Annotated in this window: 14 protein-coding genes; 7 read left to right on the top strand and 7 right to left on the bottom strand. The window is 61.8% G+C overall.

All coding sequences use genetic code 11. The annotated features are described in order from the left end of the window. Positions 1-178: 178 nt before the first annotated feature. The 4 genes from guaD to xdhA are packed head-to-tail and all read right to left on the bottom strand — an operon-like array spanning position 179 to position 6,260. A complete protein-coding gene (guaD, locus tag BM194_RS05325) occupies positions 179-1,501 on the bottom strand; it encodes a guanine deaminase (protein ID WP_092844482.1) in 1,323 nt (440 codons plus the stop codon). Next, positions 1,498-2,361, bottom strand: a complete 864-nt coding sequence (xdhC, locus tag BM194_RS05320) for a xanthine dehydrogenase accessory protein XdhC (RefSeq protein ID WP_092844480.1) — start codon at positions 2,359-2,361, stop codon at positions 1,498-1,500. Before xdhC ends, guaD begins: the two co-directional genes overlap by 4 nt. Beyond that, positions 2,348-4,789: a xanthine dehydrogenase molybdopterin binding subunit gene (gene xdhB, locus BM194_RS05315; RefSeq protein ID WP_092844478.1), complete on the bottom strand. Its 2,442-nt coding sequence runs from the start codon at positions 4,787-4,789 to the stop codon at positions 2,348-2,350. Before xdhB ends, xdhC begins: the two co-directional genes overlap by 14 nt. Beyond that, positions 4,773-6,260, bottom strand: a complete 1,488-nt coding sequence (gene xdhA / locus BM194_RS05310; protein WP_092844476.1) for a xanthine dehydrogenase small subunit — start codon at positions 6,258-6,260, stop codon at positions 4,773-4,775. Before xdhA ends, xdhB begins: the two co-directional genes overlap by 17 nt. 216 nt (positions 6,261-6,476) lie before the next feature. Between xdhA and BM194_RS05305 the strand changes: the two genes are divergently transcribed. Then, complete coding sequence (locus BM194_RS05305) at positions 6,477-7,118, top strand: TetR/AcrR family transcriptional regulator (RefSeq protein ID WP_092844474.1); 642 nt, start codon at positions 6,477-6,479, stop codon at positions 7,116-7,118. Positions 7,119-7,149: 31 nt separating this feature from the next. On the opposite strand, the gene BM194_RS05300 is transcribed toward BM194_RS05305, so the two are convergent. Next, on the bottom strand, positions 7,150-7,905 hold the full coding sequence (locus tag BM194_RS05300; protein ID WP_092844472.1) for an outer membrane protein OmpK: 756 nt from the start codon (positions 7,903-7,905) through the stop codon (positions 7,150-7,152). Between the two features lie 342 nt (positions 7,906-8,247). On the opposite strand from BM194_RS05300, the gene BM194_RS05295 reads away from it, so the two are divergent. Next, positions 8,248-8,970 (top strand): GntR family transcriptional regulator, encoded by a 723-nt coding sequence (locus tag BM194_RS05295; protein ID WP_092844469.1) that lies wholly within the window; start codon positions 8,248-8,250, stop codon positions 8,968-8,970. 143 nt (positions 8,971-9,113) lie between these two features. On the opposite strand, the gene BM194_RS05290 is transcribed toward BM194_RS05295, so the two are convergent. Beyond that, positions 9,114-10,070, bottom strand: coding sequence for a calcium/sodium antiporter (locus BM194_RS05290; RefSeq protein WP_092844467.1), 957 nt, complete (start codon positions 10,068-10,070; stop codon positions 9,114-9,116). A 253-nt stretch (positions 10,071-10,323) separates the two neighbouring features. On the opposite strand from BM194_RS05290, the gene BM194_RS05285 reads away from it, so the two are divergent. Genes BM194_RS05285 through BM194_RS05265 form a run of 5 tightly spaced genes read left to right on the top strand, consistent with a single transcriptional unit; the run spans position 10,324 to position 19,295 of the window. Next, positions 10,324-11,400 (top strand): HlyD family secretion protein, encoded by a 1,077-nt coding sequence (locus BM194_RS05285; protein WP_092844465.1) that lies wholly within the window; start codon positions 10,324-10,326, stop codon positions 11,398-11,400. Next, complete coding sequence (rbbA, locus tag BM194_RS05280; RefSeq protein ID WP_092844463.1) at positions 11,397-14,117, top strand: ribosome-associated ATPase/putative transporter RbbA; 2,721 nt, start codon at positions 11,397-11,399, stop codon at positions 14,115-14,117. The genes BM194_RS05285 and rbbA overlap by 4 nt, the downstream gene beginning before the upstream one ends. Before the next feature lies 1 nt (position 14,118). Continuing rightward, positions 14,119-15,234 carry an ABC transporter permease gene (locus BM194_RS05275; protein WP_092844461.1) on the top strand — a complete coding sequence of 372 codons (1,116 nt, stop codon included), beginning with the start codon at positions 14,119-14,121 and terminating at the stop codon, positions 15,232-15,234. 57 nt (positions 15,235-15,291) lie between these two features. Continuing rightward, complete coding sequence (otsB, locus tag BM194_RS05270) at positions 15,292-16,866, top strand: trehalose-phosphatase (RefSeq protein ID WP_092844459.1); 1,575 nt, start codon at positions 15,292-15,294, stop codon at positions 16,864-16,866. Beyond that, complete coding sequence (locus BM194_RS05265; protein ID WP_092844457.1) at positions 16,863-19,295, top strand: glycoside hydrolase family 65 protein; 2,433 nt, start codon at positions 16,863-16,865, stop codon at positions 19,293-19,295. The genes otsB and BM194_RS05265 overlap by 4 nt, the downstream gene beginning before the upstream one ends. A 356-nt stretch (positions 19,296-19,651) precedes the next feature. On the opposite strand, the gene BM194_RS05260 is transcribed toward BM194_RS05265, so the two are convergent. Continuing rightward, a complete protein-coding gene (locus BM194_RS05260; protein WP_218155368.1) occupies positions 19,652-21,277 on the bottom strand; it encodes a L,D-transpeptidase family protein in 1,626 nt (541 codons plus the stop codon). Positions 21,278-21,324 lie beyond the last annotated feature (47 nt).

Below are 21,324 nucleotides of genomic sequence, written 5' to 3'. Positions count from 1 at the left end.
GTCTGTCAAATAATCAAACGACGCCAGGCACAAAAAATCTGGCTATCGAATAATCGAGCAGGGCTCGATTCAGGCTTCGGCAAGCAACGAAAAAAGACGGCTCCCATCCAAAGACAGGGCCGCCAACAGCGCTCGGAGGCGTCACACGGGAAGCGTCGCAGGACGCCTGGTCGTGAGGTCAGGGCATGGCTTTATCGCGCTGGTGCACGCATTGGCCATTGGCCCAGGTCGCATGCACGGCACGGTCGTCGCCCAGGATCATCAGTGCGAAAAGACGCTCGCTCAAGCTGGCGGTGCGGGCCATGCGACGCTCGAGCAGGGGCGTCGCCTTGGGGTCGAGCACGACGATATCCGCTTCGGCACCTTCCCGCAGGCTGCCGATATGGGTTTCCAGATGCAGGGCGCGGGCATTGCCAAGAGTCAGGCGGTAAAACCCTTGCCAAGGCGTCAACGGCTGGTTGAGCAACTGGCCGACCTGATAAGCCGCTTTCAGGGTGCCGAAGCCGGACAGGTCCGTGCCGCCACCGATGTCGCTGGCCAGCGAGACATTGAGGCCGGCCTCGCGACAGGCCAGGCGATCGAACAGGCCACTGCCGAGGAACAGGTTCGAGGTCGGACAGAAAGCAATGTTGGCACCGGCCTGGGCCAGGCGGTTGCGTGCATCCTGGCTCAGGTGAATACCGTGAGCGAAGGTACTCTTTGGTCCGACCAGCCCGTAGCGTTCATAGACGTTGAGATAATCGCTGGCTTCGGGGAAAAGCTCGGCCACCCAGGCAATCTCGCCCTGGTTCTCCGACAGGTGCGTCTGCAGGTGCAGATCGGGTGCATTGCGCAGCAGGCCGCCGGTGGCGTCGAGCTGCTCGCGGGTGGAGGTCGGCGCGAAACGCGGCGTCAGCGTGTAGCCCAGTCGGCCCTTGCCATGCCAGTCGCCGATCAGGCGTTCGGTATCGCGAATACCGCCGTAGGTGTCGTCCACCAGGGCATCCGGTGCATGGCGGTCCATCAGGACCTTGCCGGCCAGCATGCGCAGGCCGCGGCGATGGGCAGCGGAGAAGAACGTATCCACCGAGGTCGGGTGCGAGGTGCAAAAGACCTGGGCAGTCGTCGTACCGACACGCAGCGTCTCGTCGAGGAACGCGTCGGCGATGGCTTCGGCATGGGCACGTTCGGCAAAGCGGCACTCTTCGGGAAACGTGTATTCATTGAGCCAGTCGAGCAGTTGTCGCCCATAGGAAGCCATGATCTCGAGCTGCACGTAGTGCACATGGCTATCGATGAAACCCGGCATCATCAGCTTGTCGCGGTAATCCACCACCTCGATGCCCTCGGGCAACTCGGGCTCGAGCTTGAGGTGCTCGGCCATGGCGCGGATGCGGCCATTCTCGAGCCACAGTGCACCATCCTCGAGGTACAACACGCTGCCCGGCTGCGGCGTATCGTCCTCGCCCGGATCGTTCATGAAACTGAGCAACGGGCCGCGCAGCACACGGGAGTCGGTCATTTCCTGTTCTCCAGCTTGGAATTCGGGGAGCGGTCGGCGTCGAATACCTTGCGCAGGACTCGGGGTTCGATGCCACGCTGGTCGGGACGTTCACCCGACGGCTTGAGAGTCAGCAACTCGGCACTCACCGCCAGCGCAATCTCGTAGGGTCGCTTGCCCTGGGCACCGGCAATGCCGATGGGGCAACGTACCTGCGACAGCGAGGCCTGGGTGTGTCCCGCCTCGCGCAGGGGACGCTGAAAACTGGCCCACTTGCTCTGCGAGCCGATCAGGCCGATCGACGCACAATCGCCACGCTTCAACAGGGCATCGACCAGAACACGGTCCTCGGCATGGTCATGAGTCATGACAAGCGCATGCGACCCTGGGGGCAGGGCGGTCACGCTGGCTGCGCTGTCCGAGCTGTCGCGACATTCCAGTCGCACTTGCCCTGCGGCATCGCTCGGGAACGATTCTGGCCGGCTGTCATGCCACAGCACGCGCCATGGCAACGGCGCCAGCAACTGCACCAGGGCCTGTCCCACATGGCCGGCACCGAACACGGCCACGGTCATTTCGGCACCTGCGAAGATCTCGATCAGTACATGGACATAACCGCCACAGCATTGGCCGGAACGTCCGCCGAGCGGAAAGGCTTCGAGGCGCGTGGTAGTGTCGTGACCTGCCAGGGCCTGACGGGCGGCATCAATGACCTGGAACTCGAAGGTACCGCCACCCAGTGTGTCGTGGACCTCGTCGGCGGTGATGACCATCTTGGCACCCGGTTCACGCGGTGTGGAGCCCGCCGCCCCGACCACGGTGGCCAGGGCGTGGGGCGTACCTGCGTTCTGCAGACGATGCAGGGCGTCATGCCAAATCATCGCTGGTCTCCTCCGAGGAGGCCATGGCAGAGGCACGGCGCAGCGCTTCGGCGGCCATCAGCACGCGCTCGGGCGTTGCCGGCGTATCCAGGCGCGGTGCCTGTCGATAGTCGACCAGGCTGGCCAATGCGTCGCGAAGCGCGGACCACACCGAAATACCCAGCATGAAAGGCGGTTCACCCACGGCCTTGGAGCGATAGATGCTGGCCTGTGAGTTGGGATGGCCCTGCAGCAGTTCCACGTTGAATTCCGGCGGCAGGTCGCCGAATGCCGGGATCTTGTAGGTCGCCGGACCATCGGAAATCAGGCGCCCCTGGGCATTCCACTTGAGTTCCTCGGTGGTCAGCCAACCCATGCCCTGAATGAAACCGCCCTCGACCTGACCCATATCGATGGCCGGGTTCAGTGAATCGCCGACATCATGCAGGATATCGGCACGCGTCAGTCGGTATTCGCCGGACAGGGTATCGACCTCGACCTCGGCGGCAGCGGCGCCATGGGCAAAATAGTAGAAGGGGCGGCCCTTGCCGGTATTGCGATCGTAGTGGATCAGCGGCGTGGAGTAGAAGCCTTTGGCCGACAGCGAGATGCGGGACAGGTAGGCGGCCTGGACCAGCTCGCCCCACGAGATGCGACGGTTGAAAGCGACCAGTTCGCCATTTTCCATGGTCATGCCTTCACGGTCGATCTCATAGTGTTCGGCAGCGAAGTCGAACAGCCGCTCGCGAATCTGGCTGGCCGCGTCGCGTGCAGCCATGCCGTTGAGGTCGGCCCCGCTGGAAGCCGCCGTCGGCGAGGTGTTGGGGACCTTGTCGGTACGTGTCGCGGTGATCCGCACCTGCGACAGGTCCAGGCCCAATTCGCGTGCCACGACCTGGCAGACCTTGGTGTGCAGGCCCTGGCCCATCTCGGTGCCGCCGTGATTGATCATCACGCTGCCGTCGGTATACACGTGCAGCAGTGCACCGGCCTGGTTGAGATGCTTGGCAGTGAAGGAGATGCCGAACTTCACCGGGGTCAGTGCCAGGCCCTTCTTGACGATCGGGCTGCGGGCGTTGAAGTCGCTGATTGCCTTGCGGCGGTTCCAGTAATCGCTGCTGGCTTCCAGGCGCTCGACGATCTCATGAATCAGCGCATACTGGTCCACGCTCTGGCCGTAATGAGTAACGTCACGTCCCGGGCGATAGAGGTTGCGCTTGCGCACTGTCAACGGATCTTCGCCGACATGGCGCGCAATGTCGTCCATTGCCGCCTCGATGATCATCATGCCCTGTGGGCCACCGAAGCCGCGAAACGCGGTGTTCGAGGCGGTATTGGTGCGGGCGCGGTGACCGGTGACGCGAGCCTCGCCCAGTGAATAGGCATTGTCGGCATGGAACATGGCGCGATCGACGATCGCCTCGGACAGGTCCGGCGAGTAGCCGCAATCGCCGATCACCGTGATATCGCCACCCGTCAGCACTCCCTGGTCATCGAAGCCCAGACGGTAGCGATTGTGAAACGGATGGCGCTTGCCCGTGGCGCGCGTATCTTCGGCGCGTGCCAGGCGCAGCCGGATTGCCCGCCCAGTGCGTCGGGCGAACAAGGCGGCAATGCACGACCAGGGCGAGGCCTGGGTTTCCTTGCCGCCGAAGCCGCCGCCCATGCGGCGGGTTTCCACCGTAACGGCATGAAAGGGCACCCCCAGCACTTCGGCGACCAGTTTCTGGGTCTCGCTGGGGTGCTGGTTCGAGGTGAACACGGTCACACCCTCGTCCTCGGTGGGCGTGACCAGGCAGGCCTGGCCTTCGAGATAGAAATGCTCCTGCCCGCCGACGAATTGTTCGCGTTCGAGCACATGCGGTGCGTTATCCAGTGCCCGTTGCCAGTCGCCACTCTGCTGGACATGGGTAGGACGTACCACGTCGCCAGCTTCGGCAGCCGAGACTGGGTCTAGGTTGATCGGCTGCTCGTCGATTTCCACCACGGCCAGCCGTACCGCCAGGCGGGCTGCCTTGTAGCTGGTTGCGGCGACGGCAAACAGCGATTGGCCGAGATAGCTGATCTCGTCGTCGACGAAGATCGGGTCGCCGGGAAACACCGGGCCGATGTCGGTATGACCAGGCACATCGACGATGGTGATCACGTCGATGACGCCGGGGGCATGCCTGACCTTGTCCAGGTCGAGCCGGGTCAGGCGGCCATGCGCTACGGGCGAAAAGCCGATCGCCACATGCAGGGCATCGGCCGGCGCCGGCAGGTCATCGATGTAAGCAGCGCGACCAGTGACATGCTTGATGGCGCTTTCATGTGCGGCGGACTGCCCGGCGCGGCCCCGGCTAGTCTCGCTCTCGGTATCCCGAGCCAATGGCCCGTCGCCCTTGTTGCGTCCGACCTGTTCCTGACGCGCATTGGCGGAATCGCGGGAAAGTTCAGTGAGCGTACGCATCGAGGCAGACCTCCGCAGTGTTGTTGTCGTGGCGCGTTTGTGTCTCTTTGTGCAGCATCAGGCGCAGGCGCTCGAGCAAATTGGCTGCTGCCACGAGCCGGTATTCGCTGGAGCCCCGCACGTCGTCGAGGGGTTGGAACTCCTGACGCAGCGCCGCCCGGGCGGCCTCGAACGCGGCGGGGGCCGGTGGCTGGCCTTCCAGCGCCGCTTCCGCCTGGGGCGCCCGGCGCGGAATGGCCGCCATGCCCCCAAAGGCGAGATGCACGTCTCTCATCACGCCATCATCCAGCCGCCAGGAGAAGGCGGCCAGGACCGCAGAAATATCGTCTTCGCGACGCTTGGACAGCTTCCAGACCTTGAGCTGGCGCTCTTCGAGCCGCGGCAGGAAAATGGCGCGGATGAATTCGCCTTCCTGAAGAGCCGTCTTCTTGTAGTCGAGGAAGAACGAGTCAATGGGAAGTTCGCGTTGCCCTTCGGGGCCATCGAGGGCCAGCCGGGCGTCCAGCGCCAGCAGGACCGGCGGCGTATCGCCAATCGGAGACGCATTGGCCACGTTGCCACCCATGGTCGCCCGGTTGCGGATCTGCGACGAGGCGAAACGGTGCATGAGGTGGGCGAAAGCCGGATAGTGTTCGGCGAACAGCGGCTCCAGCCGACGATAGGTAACAGCGGCACCTACCCACCAGCCATCGGCGGTTTCCTCGATGGTGTTGAGTTCCGCGACCTGGTGGACATCGACGACATCCTCAAGCGGCTTGAGCTGCTGCGTCACTTCCAGCCACAGGTCGGTACCGCCGGCCACCAGGCGCGAGCCGGGATGCTGTCGACGCAGTTCGCGAAGGCTTGCAAGATCGCGTGGCATGGCATAGCCCGTCGTCTCCCTGGGGGCAGGACGAGACGCCTGGGTAGCATCGGTGAAGAGCGTTTCGACATTACGGGGCAGGTCAGGATCGTCCGCCCAGGTGGGGTGCGTATCGGGATATTCATTCATGCTCAGGGCGGCATCGCGAATCGGACGGTAGCCCGTACAGCGACAGAGATTGCCGCCCAGCGCTGACTCCAGGCGCTCCTGTGTCAAGGGAGCCGGCCGATGCCGCTGGTCTTCATGAAGGGTAAACAGTGACATGATGATGCCAGGGGTGCAGAAGCCACACTGACTGCCGTGACAATCGACCATGGCGGCCTGTACCGGATGCAGTGCATCGCCTCGGGCCAGCCCTTCGACCGTGACCAGATGGCACCCATGCAACTGGTGCGCAGGCATGATGCAGGCATTGGCATTGTGATAGACCAGGCCGCCTTGACCATCCGGCTCGCCGATGGCCACCGTGCAGGCGCCGCAGTCGCCTGAGGCACAGCCTTCCTTGGTTCCGGTCTTGCCGAGAAACAGGCGCAGCAATTCCAGTGCACTAGTGTCCGGGCTGACGTCGGCACACTGCTGCCGCTGCCCGTTCAGGTAGAAGTCGATCATCACGGAGTTCGCTCGTTGTTGTCAGTGGTTCTGCCAGCAGAGTCTGCAAGCAACTTGACCAATTGGTCAATATTTTTCTAGCGTGGCCGAAAGCCTCGAGTAGTGCAAGGACGTGGACGCAAAAATCGCCTCCCGAAAGCAGCCACAGTGTCGGTAGCGTTGAGTCCCTTGCCAAGCTAGGGCAAGCTTGCCGCTTTGGCAGGGGAAATGGCTTCGATGACGACGATCACCGCGCCGGAAGCGACACGCACTCGGCTACGTAACGAACGGGCAATTCTCGATGCTGCCGAGCAGGTCTTCGCTCGCCATGGCTACCGTGGCGCCAGCGTGCAGGCGATTGCCGAAGCGGCCGGGCTGCCCAAGTCGAATGTGCTCTATTACGTAGGCAGCAAGCGCCAACTCTACGTCACGCTGCTCGAGCGCATGATGGAGCGCTGGAATGCGATGCTGGACGACATCAGTGTCGATGATGACCCTGCCGAGGTGCTCGAAGCCTTCATCCGCAGCAAGATGGAGCTGACCCGAACTCACCCGCAAGGCTCGCGACTGTTCGCCGCAGAAGTGCTGCAGGGCGCTCCGTTCCTTCAGGACTACCTGCGTGGCGAACTGCGCGGGTGGGTTCACGCAAGGGCCAAGGTGTTCGAACAGTGGGCGGCAAAAGACTTGATGGACCCGGTCGATCCGGTCTGGTTGATCTTCCTGATCTGGTCTTCTACTCAACACTATGCTGATTTCGAGGCTCAGGTGCTGGGCATTACCGGGCGTGAAGCGCTGGAGGCCAGCGACTATCAGGACATCACCGATTTCCTGTGTCGTATTATTCTCAAGGGGTGCGGGGTGGTGTCGCGCAGGCCCTGACCGACCGGCCGGGCCTGCAGGGCGAAGTGGATTACAGCTTCCAGGTCACCATCAACTGAGGGTTATGCTCGTCGGCCCCCTCGATGCCGTACTTATTTTTCCAGTACTGATATTCCACGCCAGCGTACAAGGTATCGCTGGTTCCCCAGAAATCCCCGATATCCAGCAGGAGCTGGGGAGCGCTGTTGATATTGCTCTCCATGTCATTGGTTTCAGCATCGGCATAATCGAAGTGGCCCTTGAAGAGCCAACTGGTCTCGCCAATGTCGAATTGCCTCCCCCAGACGAGCGTCACCTGCCAGCTGTTGCCTGGTAGGTCGGTATCGTCGCGGACATAGGTGTTGAGCTGAAAGTAATCCATGCCCGGAACGGCTAGATCGAAGCCCAGGCCGTACAGCCGGCGGTTGATGTTCTCGCCCATTTCTAGCTGGCCGGCGAGCAATACGTCCTGCAACGGCCCAACAGCAAAGTCGGCGCCTGTCATCTTGCCGAGACTCAGGCGAGGCGCGTATTCACCGTAAATGGTCGGCAAGGAGTCACCATCCTCTCGGTCACCCGTCAGGTTGGTGTAATCGAAGAAGAAATAATTGTCACCATAAGTCCAGCCGTTGGCCATCTCGAATGTCGCAATAGTGCGTTCTTCTTCACCAACGGCATAATCCCAGCCTTTAAGCAATGAAATGCTGGCGCTGGTCCAGGCGTAGGCGCCATGGGTAGCAGCGCTACATGCCAGACCCAATACGCATGCGGCTGCCAAAGGCTGCGGGAGAAAACGAGAAAAAGACATTGTATTCCTCTTGTATTCATCATTGTTCTGTTTTTGCTCTAATAGCGTATACAAAATAGCAATTCACAAGCTGTATACAGAGAGGGTGACGCTAAAAAGCGAAATAAAGAAAATTTAGCTATTCATCTGATGTGTATGGAGATTTATACTCCAGGTGAGCATGGCGATAAAATATTTATCGCTGGGCTGGCTGGTGTTTATCAACAGAAAACAATCTGTAGGGAAGTGAATTTATTCAACGTTCATGAGATTTTGCATACTTTATGGGCCTGAATTGCATACTGGTGGCAGCCGATCCCAGAACATGCGATGGTGTTCGTGACCGAGCGAGGGAGCAGGACTATGCCAACGTCATGGCAGGACACGGTAATCGACGATATTCATGCAGGTAAGCGTATCGGTGACCAGTACATCGTCGACATGATACGCGATGCGGTGCTCTCCCAGCGCCTTCCGCCGGGAACGCGCCTGCCAGAGGCAACCTTGGGTGAGATCTTCGGTGTCAGCCGCTCGGTAGTACGCAAGGCTCTGACCCGACTGGTTGCCGATCATGTCGTCGTGCAGCAGCCCAATCAGGTCGCTCGTGTCGCGTCGCCGGACATCGAGGAAACGAAGGAGATCTTTGCCGCCCGGCGACTGGTCGAGGGGGAGGTGGCTGCCCTGCTGGCTGGCAAGCTGTCCCCGGCCCAGCACAAGGAACTGCAACGTATCATCGCGGAAGAACACGACGCTCATCAGCAGGGCGACGAAGCCCGGCGTGTAAAGTGCTCGCTGGCGGTTCATCGCTACCTGGCGGATCAGTCACCGAACCGGGTGCTGGGCGGCATGCTCGCCGACCTGATCCTGCGCACCTCCATTGTCATCGCGTTGTACAAGCGTGCGGGGATGGAGGCCTGCTATCTGGATCACGATCATGCCGATCTGCTGAATTTGCTGGAATCGGGCTCGCCACAGCAAGCCTGTGACCGTATGCGCCAGCACTTGAGCGATCTTGAAGCCTTGCTCGATTTGCGGCCTCAGGAAGGGCGAATCGACCTGGCGGCCATTCTCGGCGGGGTTGCGTAATCGCCAGGATGAGCAAATTTCTGTACAAATATTGACTCAATACTATACTGAGGTTGTTCGACGCATCCCTGTTCCGCTTGAACACCTTCGTGCCGCCGGCTCCAGACTCCCCCTGGGCCGGCTTTTTTACGTCTGGGCTGCGATCAAAACGTGACGAAACTTAGCCAGACATACACACCGTAGCTACCTAACAGAATGGCACCTTCGACACGCGACAGGCGCAAGCCGGTATAAAGAAAGCCCATCAGTACGACGGCCGAACCCAACATGACCCACTGATCGAAAACCAGGATGCGCTCGGCCATCGGCAAGGGTTGCAGGATGGCCGAGATGCCGAGGATGCCCAGCACATTGAAAATGTTGCTGCCAAGGATGTTTCCCACGGCGACATCGGCATGTCGGCGCAAGGCGGCGATCACCGACACCGCCATCTCGGGGAGTGACGTGCCGACAGCCACCAGCGTCAGGCCAATGACAGTCTCGGGAACGCCCATGGCTTCGGCAATGCCGATTGCCCCATGAAGCAGCAGCCTGGACCCGCCGATCAACAGACCGAGACCGAACAGGATGGCCAGACCGATGGTTAGCCAACTGCGTGGCAACGCCGTCATTTCTTCGGCTTCGGCGGCATGCATGTCGCCGGCCGGTATGTGTTGGCGGCTTTCGCTGCGATAGGCCCAGACCAGGTAAGCGGCCAGGCCGACAAGAAAAATGAGCGCATCGCCTCGGCCGAGGGCGCCACTCAATGCCAGCACGATGAACAGGGCGCTGGCAATCACCACGACGAGGCCATCGCGACGCAGGGCTTGGGGCTGGACGGTCATTGGCGTGATCACGGCGCACAGCCCGAGGATCAGAAGAATATTGCCGATATTGCTGCCGACAATGTTGCCCACGGCGAGGTCCGGCTGGGCATTGAGTGCGGCATCGATCGACACCACAAGTTCAGGCGATGAGGTGCCGAACCCCACGATGACAAGGCCCGTCAGCAACGGGGAGACACCGATACGACGCGAGGCGGCGATGGCGCCGCGAATCAGCGTTTCTCCGCCCAGCGTGAGCAGGGCGATACCGATAGCCAGGCTAAGCGCGAATTCCATAAGTGATTAAAACCAGTAGTAGATGTATGGGTTGTCCCGAAGGTAGTGCAGCCTATACCTGTTCGCGACTCAGCCAGTCGCCAATCAACTCAGCCAGTCGCCAATGTTAGCGCTCCGAGTCAGGCATTGTTGATCCATGTCATCACGCCGTATCGCGTAGATTCCATAATGCGCATAAAGAACGCTGACGCGCCAGTCATGCCGTTTGCTCCCGATTGTTTACCGCCGTCTAGAGTGACAAGGAATCCATACCATGAACCTCACGCTGCGCAAGGTGGCTTGGCGAGCGTTGATTGCGGCCGGTGTCGTGTTGGTTGCCGGCGCGCTGGCGTGGCTGGAGTTGCGCCCCGAGGGGCTGGAGGAGGGGTTTGCCAGCGGTAACGGGCGGATCGAAGCCACCGAGATCGATATCGCGACCCAGCAGGCCGGTCGTGTCGAGGCGGTGCTGGTTGGCGAGGGGGAACTGGTCGCACCGGATCAGCTATTGGCCCGCATGGACACCAAGGTGCTCGAAGCCGAACTGGGCCAGGCCAGGGCGCAGGTGCGCCAGGCCGAGAATGCCACGCGCACTGCCCAGGCCCAGGTGACCCAGCGCGAGAGCGAAAAGGCTGCAGCCGAGGCTAGCGTATTGCAGCGCCAGGCCGAGCTGACGGCGGCCCGCAAGCGCTATGAGCGCACCCGGGCATTGGTGGCACGCAATGCCCTGTCGCGACAGCAACTCGATGATGACCTGGCCAGCCTGCAAAGTGCCGAAGCCGCACTGGCGGCGGCGCGGGCAGGTGTGCTTGCCGCCCAGGCGGCCATCGAGGCGGCCGATTCCCAGGTCGTCGAGTCCCAGTCCGCCATCGAGGCGGCCAGGGCGACCGTGGCCAAGCTCGAGGCCGATCTCGAAGACAGCCAGTTGCGCAGCGATCGGGTGGCGAGGGTGCAATACCGCGTCGCCCAGCCCGGTGAGGTACTGGCGGCCGGTGGTGTGGTGCTCAATCTCGTTGACCTGACCGATGTCTACATGACCTTCTTCCTCCCCGAGCGCCAGGCTGGACGTGTCGCGCTGGGCGCCGACGTTCATCTGGTACTGGATGCCGTGCCGCAATACGTGATTCCGGCTCGCGTCAGCTACGTTTCCAGCGTGGCCCAGTTCACGCCCAAGACCGTCGAGACGGCCAGCGAGCGCGAGAAGCTGATGTTCCGGGTCAAGGCGCGCATCGACCCGCAGTTGCTGGAGCAGCACGTGGACAAGGTAAAGACCGGCTTGCCGGGCATGGCCTATCTCAAGCTCGATGACACACTCGACTGGCCTGAAGACCTCCAGGTCAATGTGACGCCATGAGTCCTGTCGATCCCGTGATACGGCTGAAAGGTGTCAGCCTGCGCTATGGCCCGGTGAACGCGCTTTCCGCCCTGGACCTGGCCGTGCCCACCGGTAGCATGGTGGGTCTGATCGGACCGGATGGCGTCGGCAAGTCCAGTCTGATGGCGCTGGTCGCCGGGGCGCGGAAAATCCAGCAGGGCAGGGTGCTCGTGCTGGGCGGTGACATGGCTAATGGCAGCCACCGACGACAGGTATGCCGACGTATCGCCTACATGCCCCAGGGGCTGGGCAAGAACCTTTATCCCACCCTGACAGTCTTCGAGAACCTCGACTTCTTTGGTCGGTTGTTCGGCCAGGGGCGCCAGGAGCGTCGCGACCGTATTGCCGACCTGGTGCGCAGCACCGGGCTGGCTGGGTTCACGGAGCGGCCAGCAGGCAAGCTCTCCGGAGGAATGAAGCAGAAGCTGGGGTTGTGCTGTGCGCTGATTCATGACCCCGATCTGCTGATTCTCGACGAGCCGACCACCGGCGTCGATCCGTTGTCCCGGGCCCAGTTCTGGGAATTGATCGAGCGCATCCGGCGTAACCGCCCCGACATGAGCGTGCTGGTTGCTACCGCCTACATGGATGAGGCGCGCCGTTTCGACTGGCTGGTGGCCATGGACGATGGACAGGTGCTGAGTACCGGCTCGCCTGGTGATCTGCTGGCATCGACGCGCAGTGCCACGCTCGAGGAAGCTTTCATCGTGTTGCTGCCCGAGACCAAGCGGCGCAGGCACCAGGCCTTCGAGATAGCGCCACGTCAACCGGATGCACGTATCGCCATCGAGGCGCACGGCCTGACCAAGCGATTCGGTGACTTCATCGCCGTGGACCATGTCGATTTTCGTATCGAGCGCGGCGAGATCTTCGGTTTCCTTGGCTCCAACGGCTGTGGCAAGACCACCACCATGAAGATGCTCACCGGGCTGTTGCCCGCCAGTGAAGGCCAGGCGCTGCTGTTCGGCAAGCTCGTCGATCCGCGCGATATCGCCACGCGTCAACGGGTGGGCTACATGTCGCAGGGGTTCTCGCTCTATGGCGAGCTGACGGTGCGACAGAACCTGGAACTGCATGCCCGCTTGTTCCATCTGCCCGAGGCCGAGCGTGGGCCCCGCGTGCAAGAGCTGCTGGATCGCTTCGAACTCGAGCCGATGGCCGACACGTTGCCGGCCGCGCTGCCGCTGGGCGTGCGTCAGCGCCTATCACTGGCGGTGGCCATCATTCATCGACCGGAACTGTTGATCCTCGACGAGCCCACGTCGGGTGTCGATCCAGTCGCGCGTGACGGCTTCTGGGCGCTGTTGGGGCAACTCGCCCGCGACGACGGCGTGACGATCTTCATCTCCACGCATTTCATGAACGAGGCAATGCGCTGCGACCGCATTGCGCTGATGCATGCCGGACGCGTGCTGGCCACCGATACGCCCGAAGGGCTGCTGGCGTCGCGCGGGCTTGCCACGCTGGAAGCGACGTTCATTGCTTACCTGCAAGAAGCCAATGCCTCGAGTGACATCGAGCCTTCAGCACCGTTGTCATTGTCTGCCGCGCCGAAACCGTCGGCCCATCCCGGTCGCCTGGCCATCAGCCTGCGCCGCCTGTTCAGCTATACCCATCGCGAGGCGCTGGAGCTGCGCCGTGATCCGGTACGTGCCACGCTGGCGCTGCTCGGCAGTCTGATCCTGATGTTCATCATGGGGTATGGCATCAATATGGATGTCGAGAACCTGGCCTACGCCGTGCTCGACCGTGACCAGACTACCACCAGCCAGGCGTATACACTCAATCTGTCGGGGTCGCGTTACTTCACCGAACATGCCCCGCTGATCGACTACAGCGACATGCAGCAACGCCTGCGCAGCGGCGAGATCAGCCTGGCCGTGGAAATACCGCCGGGATTCGGACGCCAACTCAAGCGTGGCGACGTGCCCGAGGTTGGGTACTGGATCGACGGTTCGATGCCGGTCAGGGCCGATACCATCAAGGGATACGTAGCGGGAATTCACGCCGATACCTTGGCCCGCCTGAACGAAGGTCCTGCAGTATCGGCTCCGGTGGAGATCGCCATTCGCTATCGTTACAACCCCGACGTGAAGAGCCTGCCGGCCATGGCCCCGGCGATGATCCCGCTGTTGCTCATGCTGATCCCGGCGATGCTGACTGCCCTGGGTATCGTGCGTGAGAAGGAGCTCGGCTCGATCGTCAATCTCTACGTCACACCGGTCTCGCGACTGGAGTTCCTGCTTGGCAAGCAGTTGCCTTACATCGCGCTGGCCATGATCAATTTTGCCACTCTGGTGGCCTTTGCCGTGCTGGCCTTCGGCGTGCCGGTAAAGGGGAGTCTGCTGACATTGAGCCTCGGCGCGCTGCTTTACGTTATCTGTTCCACCGGGATGGGCCTGCTGATGTCCTCGGTGCTGAAAAGCCAGATTGCCGCCATCTTCGGCACGGCCATCGCCACGCTGGTACCTGCCATCCAGTTTTCGGGATTGCTTACCCCGGTGTCTGCCATGCAGGGGGGCGCGGCGGTCATCGGGCACATCTATCCCACCAGCCATTTCCTGATCATCAGCCGCGGCGTGTTTTCCAAGGCGCTCGATCTAGGGGATCTGACGCCATATTTTCTGGCCCTGCTGGTTACCATTCCCGTGCTGACACTGCTCAGCGTTGCGGGGCTGAGAAAGCAGGAGCGCTGACATGGCCCGGTTAAGCAATATACTGCAACTCGGCATCAAGGAAGTGCGCAGCCTCTCCCGCGATCCTGCCCTGATGCTGCTGATCGTCTACTCGTTTACCCTGGGGATCTACCTGAGCGCCACCGGCGAGCCAGAAGCGCCATTTCGGGCCAGTGTGGCGATTGTCGACGAAGATCGATCGCAGGCATCGTTGCGTATCGTCAATGCTTTCCAGTTACCCTATTTCCTGCCGCCCGAGTTCATCGACATTGCCGAGATGGACCGTGGCATGGATGCTGGGCGTTATACGTTTACGCTGAACATTCCCCCCGATTTCCAGCGCGACCTGCTGGCCGGCGGCCAGCCGACCATCCAGTTGAACGTCGACGCCACCCAGATCAGCCAGGCATTCACCGGCGCCGGGCATATCCAACGGATCATCGGCGACGAGGTGGCCGCGTTTGTGCAGGGCTATCGCAAGCCGGCGCAAGGCGCCATCGAGGCGGTGGTACGCGCCGAGTTCAATCCCAATCTCAACCGAAGCTGGTTCGGTGCCATCAATGAGGCCATCAACCAGATCACCATGCTGTCGATCATCCTGACCGGGGCAGCGCTGATCCGCGAACGCGAACACGGCACCATCGAGCATCTGCTGGTCATGCCGGTCACCTCGCTCGAGATCATGCTGGCCAAGGTCTGGTCGATGGGGCTGGTCGTGCTGCTGGCCTCGGTGTTCGCGCTGCGTGTCATTGTCGAAGGCTGGCTCAAGGTACCGCTTCACGGCTCGCTTCCACTGTATTTGTTCGGCGCCACGCTGCTGCTGTTTGCGACTACGTCGATGGGGATCTTCCTGGGAACGGTGGCGCGTTCGATGCCGCAACTGGGTCTGTTGATCATCCTTGCGCTGATTCCTTTACAGATCCTGTCGGGTGGTATGACCCCGCGCGAGAGCATGCCCGAGCTGGTGCAGACCATCATGCTCGTTGCGCCGACCACCCACTTCGTCGAACTGGCCCAAGCCATTCTGTTTCGCGGAGCCGGTCTGGGGATCGTCTGGCCACAATTGCTGGCGCTGGTCGTCATCGGCTGTGCGTTTTTTTTCGGCGCCTTGGCGAGGCTTCGAAAGGCGCTGGATTGAGACAGCCAGCTACACTATCGACACGACTTCGCGAACGGACTGCCACAAGGACTTGCGATGCAACGACCAGTGCACTCGCCACACGACATGACGCCAACCGATTATCGTGCCGCCGTGTTCGACCTGGACGGTGTCGTGACCAACACGGCACGCATTCATTGCCAGGCATGGCGAAAGCTTTTCGATGGTTACCTGGCCGAGCGTGCCGAGCGCCATGGCGAACCCTTCCAGGCATTCGATCCCGAAAACGATTACCGCCGTTACGTCGATGGCAAGCCGCGCTATGACGGTGTCAGCAGCTTTCTGGAAGCCCGCGGCATCCAGATCCCGTTCGGCTCGCCCAAGGACCTGCCCGACGAGGAGACCATTTGCGGGCTGGGCAATCGCAAGCAGCGTTACTTTGAACAGTTTCTGACGGCAGAGGGGGTCGATGTTTTCGCCTCGTCGGTGGCGTTCATCGAGTCGGTACGCAAGTCTGGATTGCAGACGGCACTGGTCTCGTCGAGCAGAAACGCCCAGGACATCCTGGTCAGGACCGGTTTGGATCATCTGTTCGATGCCGTGGTCGATGGTATCGAAGCCGAGCGGCTAGGACTGCATGGCAAGCCACACCCCGACATTTTCCGTCATGCAGCCAGCCTGCTGTCGGTGCCGCCCGGCGAGGCCCTTGCGGTCGAGGATGCACTCTCGGGCGTCGAGGCGGCCGACAGGGCAGGCTTCGGGTTGGTGGTCGGTATCGACAGGGCCCGGCAACGCGATGAATTACTGGCGCATGGCGCCGACATCGTCGTGGATGACCTGGCCGAACTGATGTCGCACGATGCGGCAAGTGAAAGCGCCATACCAAATGCGCTGGACGGTTTCGAGCGGCTCGCCGAGCAGTTGGGAGAGCGGCGTCCAATGGTGTTCCTGGACTATGACGGCACGCTCACGCCCATCGTCGATCGTCCGGAACAGGCCGTACTCGACGATGCCATGCGCCACACGCTCGAGCGGCTGGCCGAACGCTGCACCGTGGCCATCGTCAGTGGACGCGACCGGGCCAACGTGGCCGAGCTGGTCGGCATCGACACCCTTGTTTATGCCGGCAGCCACGGCTTCGATATTGCCGGGCCCGATGGCCTGCACATGCAGCACGACCGCGCCGAGGAATTCCTGTCGGCCCTCGATGAGGCCGAGACCCAACTGCGGACTCGTCTAAGCCACGTATCGGGCGTGCTCGTCGAGCGCAAGCGCTTCGCCATTGCTGTTCATTACCGGCTGGTCGACGAGGGCGATGTGGAACGTGTCGAGACGGCGGTCGCGGCCGTGGCAGGCCATCAGCCGCAACTACGCCGCACCGGCGGCAAGAAGGTCTTCGAACTGCGTCCGCAATTGCCATGGGACAAGGGCAAGGCCGTGTTATGGCTGCTTGATGCCCTCGGGGTGGCCGAGGATGCCGTCATACCACTTTACATCGGCGATGACGAAACCGACGAGGATGCCTTCGTGGCGTTGCGGGAGCACAATGGCCTGGGCATTTTCGTTGGCGATATCACGCAGGCAACGGCCGCCAGCTATCGACTCGATGACACCGAGGCTGTCGGGCGCTTTCTCGACCGGCTTGCCGCTACGCTGGGCAATACGTCATGAGCGAGTGGACGCTCGAATATCATGGCTTCGATCCAGCCCAGGAAGGGTTGCGTGAAGCCCTGTGCACGCTGGGCAACGGTTACTTTGCGACCCGCGGGGCTGCCGGTGAGGCGGAAGCGGGGGAGTTTCACTATCCCGGGGCCTACCTGGCGGGGGGCTACAATCGCCTGTCGACGGAAATCGCCGGCCGAGTGGTCGAAAACGAGGACCTGGTCAACCTGCCCAACTGGCTGTGCCTGACATTCCGGCCTGAAGGCGGCGACTGGTTCAACCTCATGGCGGTGGAACTGCTCGATTACCGCCAGTGCCTGGATATCGAAAGTGGTGTGCTCAAGCGTCAGCTCTTCTTTCGTGACCATCAGGGCCGTGAAACCACGCTGATCACGCAGCGTCTGGTACATATGGCCCAGCCTCACCTGGGCGCCATCGAATGGCGCATTCGCCCCGAAAACTGGGCGGGGCGCATCACCGTGCGGTCGGCCCTGGATGGGCGGGTGATCAACGCCGGCGTGGCGCGCTATCGGCAACTGGCCAGCACCCATCTGGCCCCACTATCGGCGGATGCACCGGGTGACGACACGATTTGTCTTCAGGTCGAAACCCGGCAATCCAAGCTGCGCATCGCTCAGGCGGCGCGCACGCGCTTGCGCGTTGCCGGCCAGGAGATCGAGGGCAAGCGACAGCCCGTCGAGGAGGCTGGCTACATTGCCCAAGAGATGACGTTCGAACTTGCGGCAGGCGGCGAAGCCGTGGTCGAGAAGATCGTGGCGTTGCATACGTCGCGCGACCGCGCGATTGCCGAACCCGGGTTCGCCGCTTGTCAGGCGGTGGCCAGGGCAGGAGCGTTCGACGAGTTGCTGGATAGCCATCGGCGAGCCTGGCAGCATCTCTGGCAACGCTGCGACATCGGGCTCGACGGCGGTGGGCGAGTACAGATGATTTTGCGCCTGCATATCTTCCATCTGCTGCAGACGGTCTCGCCGCACAGTGTCGACCTGGATGTTGGCGTGCCGGCCCGCGGGCTGCATGGCGAAGCCTATCGCGGCCACATTTTCTGGGACGAGTTGTTCATCTTTCCGTTCCTGAACTATCGCATTCCCGAGATTACCCGTGCGCTGCTGCGCTATCGCTACCGGCGCCTGGACGAGGCCCGTCATCTGGCCCGCCAGGCCGGTTACCGGGGCGCCATGTATCCTTGGCAAAGCGGGAGTGACGGGCGCGAGGAAAGCCAGCAGGTCCATCTCAATCCCAAGTCGGGTCGCTGGATTCCCGACAACAGTTCGCTGCAGCGCCACGTCAATGCCGCCGTGGCCTACAACGTCTGGCGTTACTACGAAGTCACCGAGGATCGTGAGTTCCTGGCGTATTACGGCGCCGAGATGCTTTTCGAGATCGCTCGATTCTGGGCGAGCGCCGCAAGCTGGAATGCGCAGCGCAAGCGTTACGACATTCGTGGCGTGATGGGGCCCGACGAATTTCACGACCGTTACCCCGATGCCCAGGCGCCAGGGCTCGACAACAACACCTATACCAATGTCATGGCGGCCTGGGTTCTGGGACGTGCGGTGAATGTCTACGACCTGATCGGCGAGCGGCGGCGTGGGGAACTGAACGACGCGCTGGCACTTTCGGACCGTGAAGTCAGCCAGTGGATGAGCATTGGCCAGCAGCTCTTCGTGCCGTTCCATGCCGATGGCGTTCCCAGTCAGTTCGAGGGCTACGAAGGGTTGCAGGAATTCGACTGGGCCGGTTATCGCGAACGCTACGGCGATATCCATCGTCTGGACCGGCTACTCGAGGCGGAAGGCGATACCGTCAATCGCTACAAGGCGTCGAAGCAGGCCGACGTATTGATGCTGTTCTACCTGTTTTCCGCCGAGGAGCTGGGCGACATCTTCGCCCAGCTCGGTTATCCATTCTCCGGTGAGCTGATTCCGCGCACCATCGATTACTACCAGCAGCGCACCTCGCACGGGTCGACACTCAGTCGGGTCGTGACTTCCTGGGTGCTGGCGCGTGCAGACCGTCTTCAAGCCTGGGAGCTGTTCCAGCAGGTGCTACAGAGCGATATCGAGGACAGCCAGGGCGGCACGACCCCGGAAGGTATCCACCTGGGCGCCATGGCGGGAAGCGTCGACCTGATCCAGCGCGGCCACACCGGGCTGGAAATTCGCGATGGCATGCTGCGGCTCAATCCTTGCCTGCCCGAGGCATTGGGCGGCTTGCATCTGCGGTTACGCTATCGTGGTTGCTGGCTCGAACTCGATTTGGAAGGCGATCGTCTAACGCTGACGGCACCGGAAAGCTGGGTGGGGCCGGAACGGGTCATGTTTCGCGACGAGATACACCCGTTCGGCGCCGGGCAGCGGCTGGAACTGCACTATTCCGAGGAAGAACGCTGCTGGCAGCCGAATCGGGACTGCCCATGATCGAGTGAACGACCTTTTGCAAATGAGGAAAGGGCCTCGCCAGTCCCTGGTCGAGGCCCTTATATCTGTCCGCATCCTGCCGTAGCCAAATCGCTCCCTGCGGCGGCCTCCTGGCCAAACGGCATCCTGCCGATCATCCTGTCTCATCTCGAGGCGTCCTGCCTCTTGCGTCCTTGAGGCCTGATGCTTCCTGCACCGTTTCCTTCGACGCTTCCTGTGTCGTGAAAGCATCATTTCAAACCCTGCGGTGGAAAACCATGATGCTTGTCAACAAAGCGTAGTAGATGGTAACAAAAAGTTACAGTGCTTTTTGTGCTAGTCATTCGCTGCTTGATCGTTAGCGTGCAATGCTGACCTTACCTCTCGTCGCGCAAGAAAAAGGGACGGTCCAGAGCCGCAAGCAGGGGAGCGTCTCGCTGATAGATATCCGGGCGGAAGGTGACGAAACCGGCTTCATCCGCCTGGGCGGTCCAGTAGCTCAGGATAAGCGGGACTGTGCGGGAAAGAGGCACGTTACGCGTCTCTCCGGTTGCGATGAGCGAGGCGAGGTGTTGGTCGGTACCGGTATCATCGAACAGATGCTGGACGAGTTCGAGCACCTGCTGGACGCGGATGCAGCCCGAACTGAAGGCGCGCTGTTCCTGGGCGAACAGGGCTTGCGCCGGCGTATCGTGAAGATAGACCAGGTGCTGGTTGGGAAAGCGGATGACGACCTGGCCAAGCGCATTACCGGGGCCAGCCGCCTGGCGCAATATGACGTTGCCGGGACGTGTCCAGTCGATGGAAAAGGGATCCAGGCGATACCCCGAACCATCCAGCACTTGGATCCGGTGCCGGGCCAGGTAGCCCGGATCGCGACGCACCTGGGGCAGCACATCCTGGCGCAGGATCGTAGGCGGAATGGTCCAGGTCGGGTTGACCGTGACGTGAGTTATCTCGGAGCGCAGTGACGGAGTCTGTCGATAGGGCTGGCCGACCACGATACGGGTGCGCCAGATTTGGCCATCGGGACGAAAGTAACTGAGTCGGTAACCGGCGATATCGACCAGCACGAACGTGTCGGGCAGGTCATGCAACAGCCAGCGGGCCCGCTCGAGATTGGCACGAATCTGGTCGATGCGGGCTTCTACCGGAACATTAAGCGCAGCCCGGGTACGCGGGCCAACGATGCCATCGGCCTGCAACAGGTGGCGCTCCTGGAACCGACGAACTGCCACCGCCAAGGCCTCGTCATAGCGGGTAGGCAACATATCGGGGGCGTCGGTGGGTGACAGCATGGTCTCGCCAATCATGGCCAGCCGTTGGCGCAGAAGCAGAATGTCTTCATGTGTCTCGCCCGGCCGCAGCGATTGGTCGCGGGATGGCAGCGTGGGCCACCCCCCCAGGGCCTGAATGCGGCGATATTTGGCCAGCGCCGAGCGCAGTCGTTCGTAAGGGGGATAGGCTGGGCGGGCATCGGCAAAGGCCTGGGCAAATTGCCGGGTATCGATGGCGTTCGATACCATCATGGGGTCCAGCGTCACCTCGGCGATAGGTACTTCCCAGCGCTCATAGATGGCAAAGGGATCGACCTTGCCACGCTGTAGATGACGCAGCGCCAGCAGAAACGTACGGGTGGCATTGACATCGAAGCGCGCGCGTTGAAGCGCTGTTCCCGTCGCCTGTACCTGCCGGTACTCCTCCTGCAGAATGCCCGTAGCATAGTCGGCCGGATCCAGGCCATCGTCAGCCAGGGAAGACAATGCATCAATGAACACGGCAAGCGTGGCCTCATCATTCCAGGCGGGCTCGAAACCACGCCGTTCGTAGACCTGGTGGAGCAGGCTGTCGCTGTCGCCTTCCTGGCCGGTGATAAGGGCCTCGATGCCTTCCATGGGGAGCGCGTCGTCGCCTTGGGCCGAGGCGGCGACCATCACCATCAGGCAGGTCAGCAATAGAAGCAGGCCGGGCAGAAAGCCTCTTGGCGTCAGTTGAAAGCGCATTACAAGGTCTCGCTGGTTTTGGACATGCCTATTCTTGATGTCTCGGG

Origin of the sequence: Modicisalibacter xianhensis (genome assembly GCF_900113605.1) — a bacterium.
In the GTDB taxonomy this organism is placed as follows: domain Bacteria; phylum Pseudomonadota; class Gammaproteobacteria; order Pseudomonadales; family Halomonadaceae; genus Modicisalibacter; species Modicisalibacter xianhensis.
Note: the sequence above shows the minus strand (reverse complement) of the source record. Positions and strands in the feature narration are given on the sequence as shown.

What these genes read in the sequence shown, in the direction of transcription:
- BM194_RS05305 (WP_092844474.1), top strand. Translation starts at nt 6,477, where the DNA reads ATGACGACGATCACCGCGCCGGAAGCGACACGCACTCGGCTACGTAAC.
- xdhA (WP_092844476.1), bottom strand. Translation starts at nt 6,260, where the DNA reads ATGATCGACTTCTACCTGAACGGGCAGCGGCAGCAGTGTGCCGACGTC.
- BM194_RS05285 (WP_092844465.1), top strand. Translation starts at nt 10,324, where the DNA reads ATGAACCTCACGCTGCGCAAGGTGGCTTGGCGAGCGTTGATTGCGGCC.
- guaD (WP_092844482.1), bottom strand. Translation starts at nt 1,501, where the DNA reads ATGACCGACTCCCGTGTGCTGCGCGGCCCGTTGCTCAGTTTCATGAAC.
- xdhB (WP_092844478.1), bottom strand. Translation starts at nt 4,789, where the DNA reads ATGCGTACGCTCACTGAACTTTCCCGCGATTCCGCCAATGCGCGTCAG.
- BM194_RS05290 (WP_092844467.1), bottom strand. Translation starts at nt 10,070, where the DNA reads ATGGAATTCGCGCTTAGCCTGGCTATCGGTATCGCCCTGCTCACGCTG.
- BM194_RS05275 (WP_092844461.1), top strand. Translation starts at nt 14,119, where the DNA reads ATGGCCCGGTTAAGCAATATACTGCAACTCGGCATCAAGGAAGTGCGC.
- rbbA (WP_092844463.1), top strand. Translation starts at nt 11,397, where the DNA reads ATGAGTCCTGTCGATCCCGTGATACGGCTGAAAGGTGTCAGCCTGCGC.
- BM194_RS05260 (WP_218155368.1), bottom strand. Translation starts at nt 21,277, where the DNA reads ATGCGCTTTCAACTGACGCCAAGAGGCTTTCTGCCCGGCCTGCTTCTA.
- otsB (WP_092844459.1), top strand. Translation starts at nt 15,292, where the DNA reads ATGCAACGACCAGTGCACTCGCCACACGACATGACGCCAACCGATTAT.
- BM194_RS05265 (WP_092844457.1), top strand. Translation starts at nt 16,863, where the DNA reads ATGAGCGAGTGGACGCTCGAATATCATGGCTTCGATCCAGCCCAGGAA.
- BM194_RS05295 (WP_092844469.1), top strand. Translation starts at nt 8,248, where the DNA reads ATGCCAACGTCATGGCAGGACACGGTAATCGACGATATTCATGCAGGT.
- xdhC (WP_092844480.1), bottom strand. Translation starts at nt 2,361, where the DNA reads ATGATTTGGCATGACGCCCTGCATCGTCTGCAGAACGCAGGTACGCCC.
- BM194_RS05300 (WP_092844472.1), bottom strand. Translation starts at nt 7,905, where the DNA reads ATGTCTTTTTCTCGTTTTCTCCCGCAGCCTTTGGCAGCCGCATGCGTA.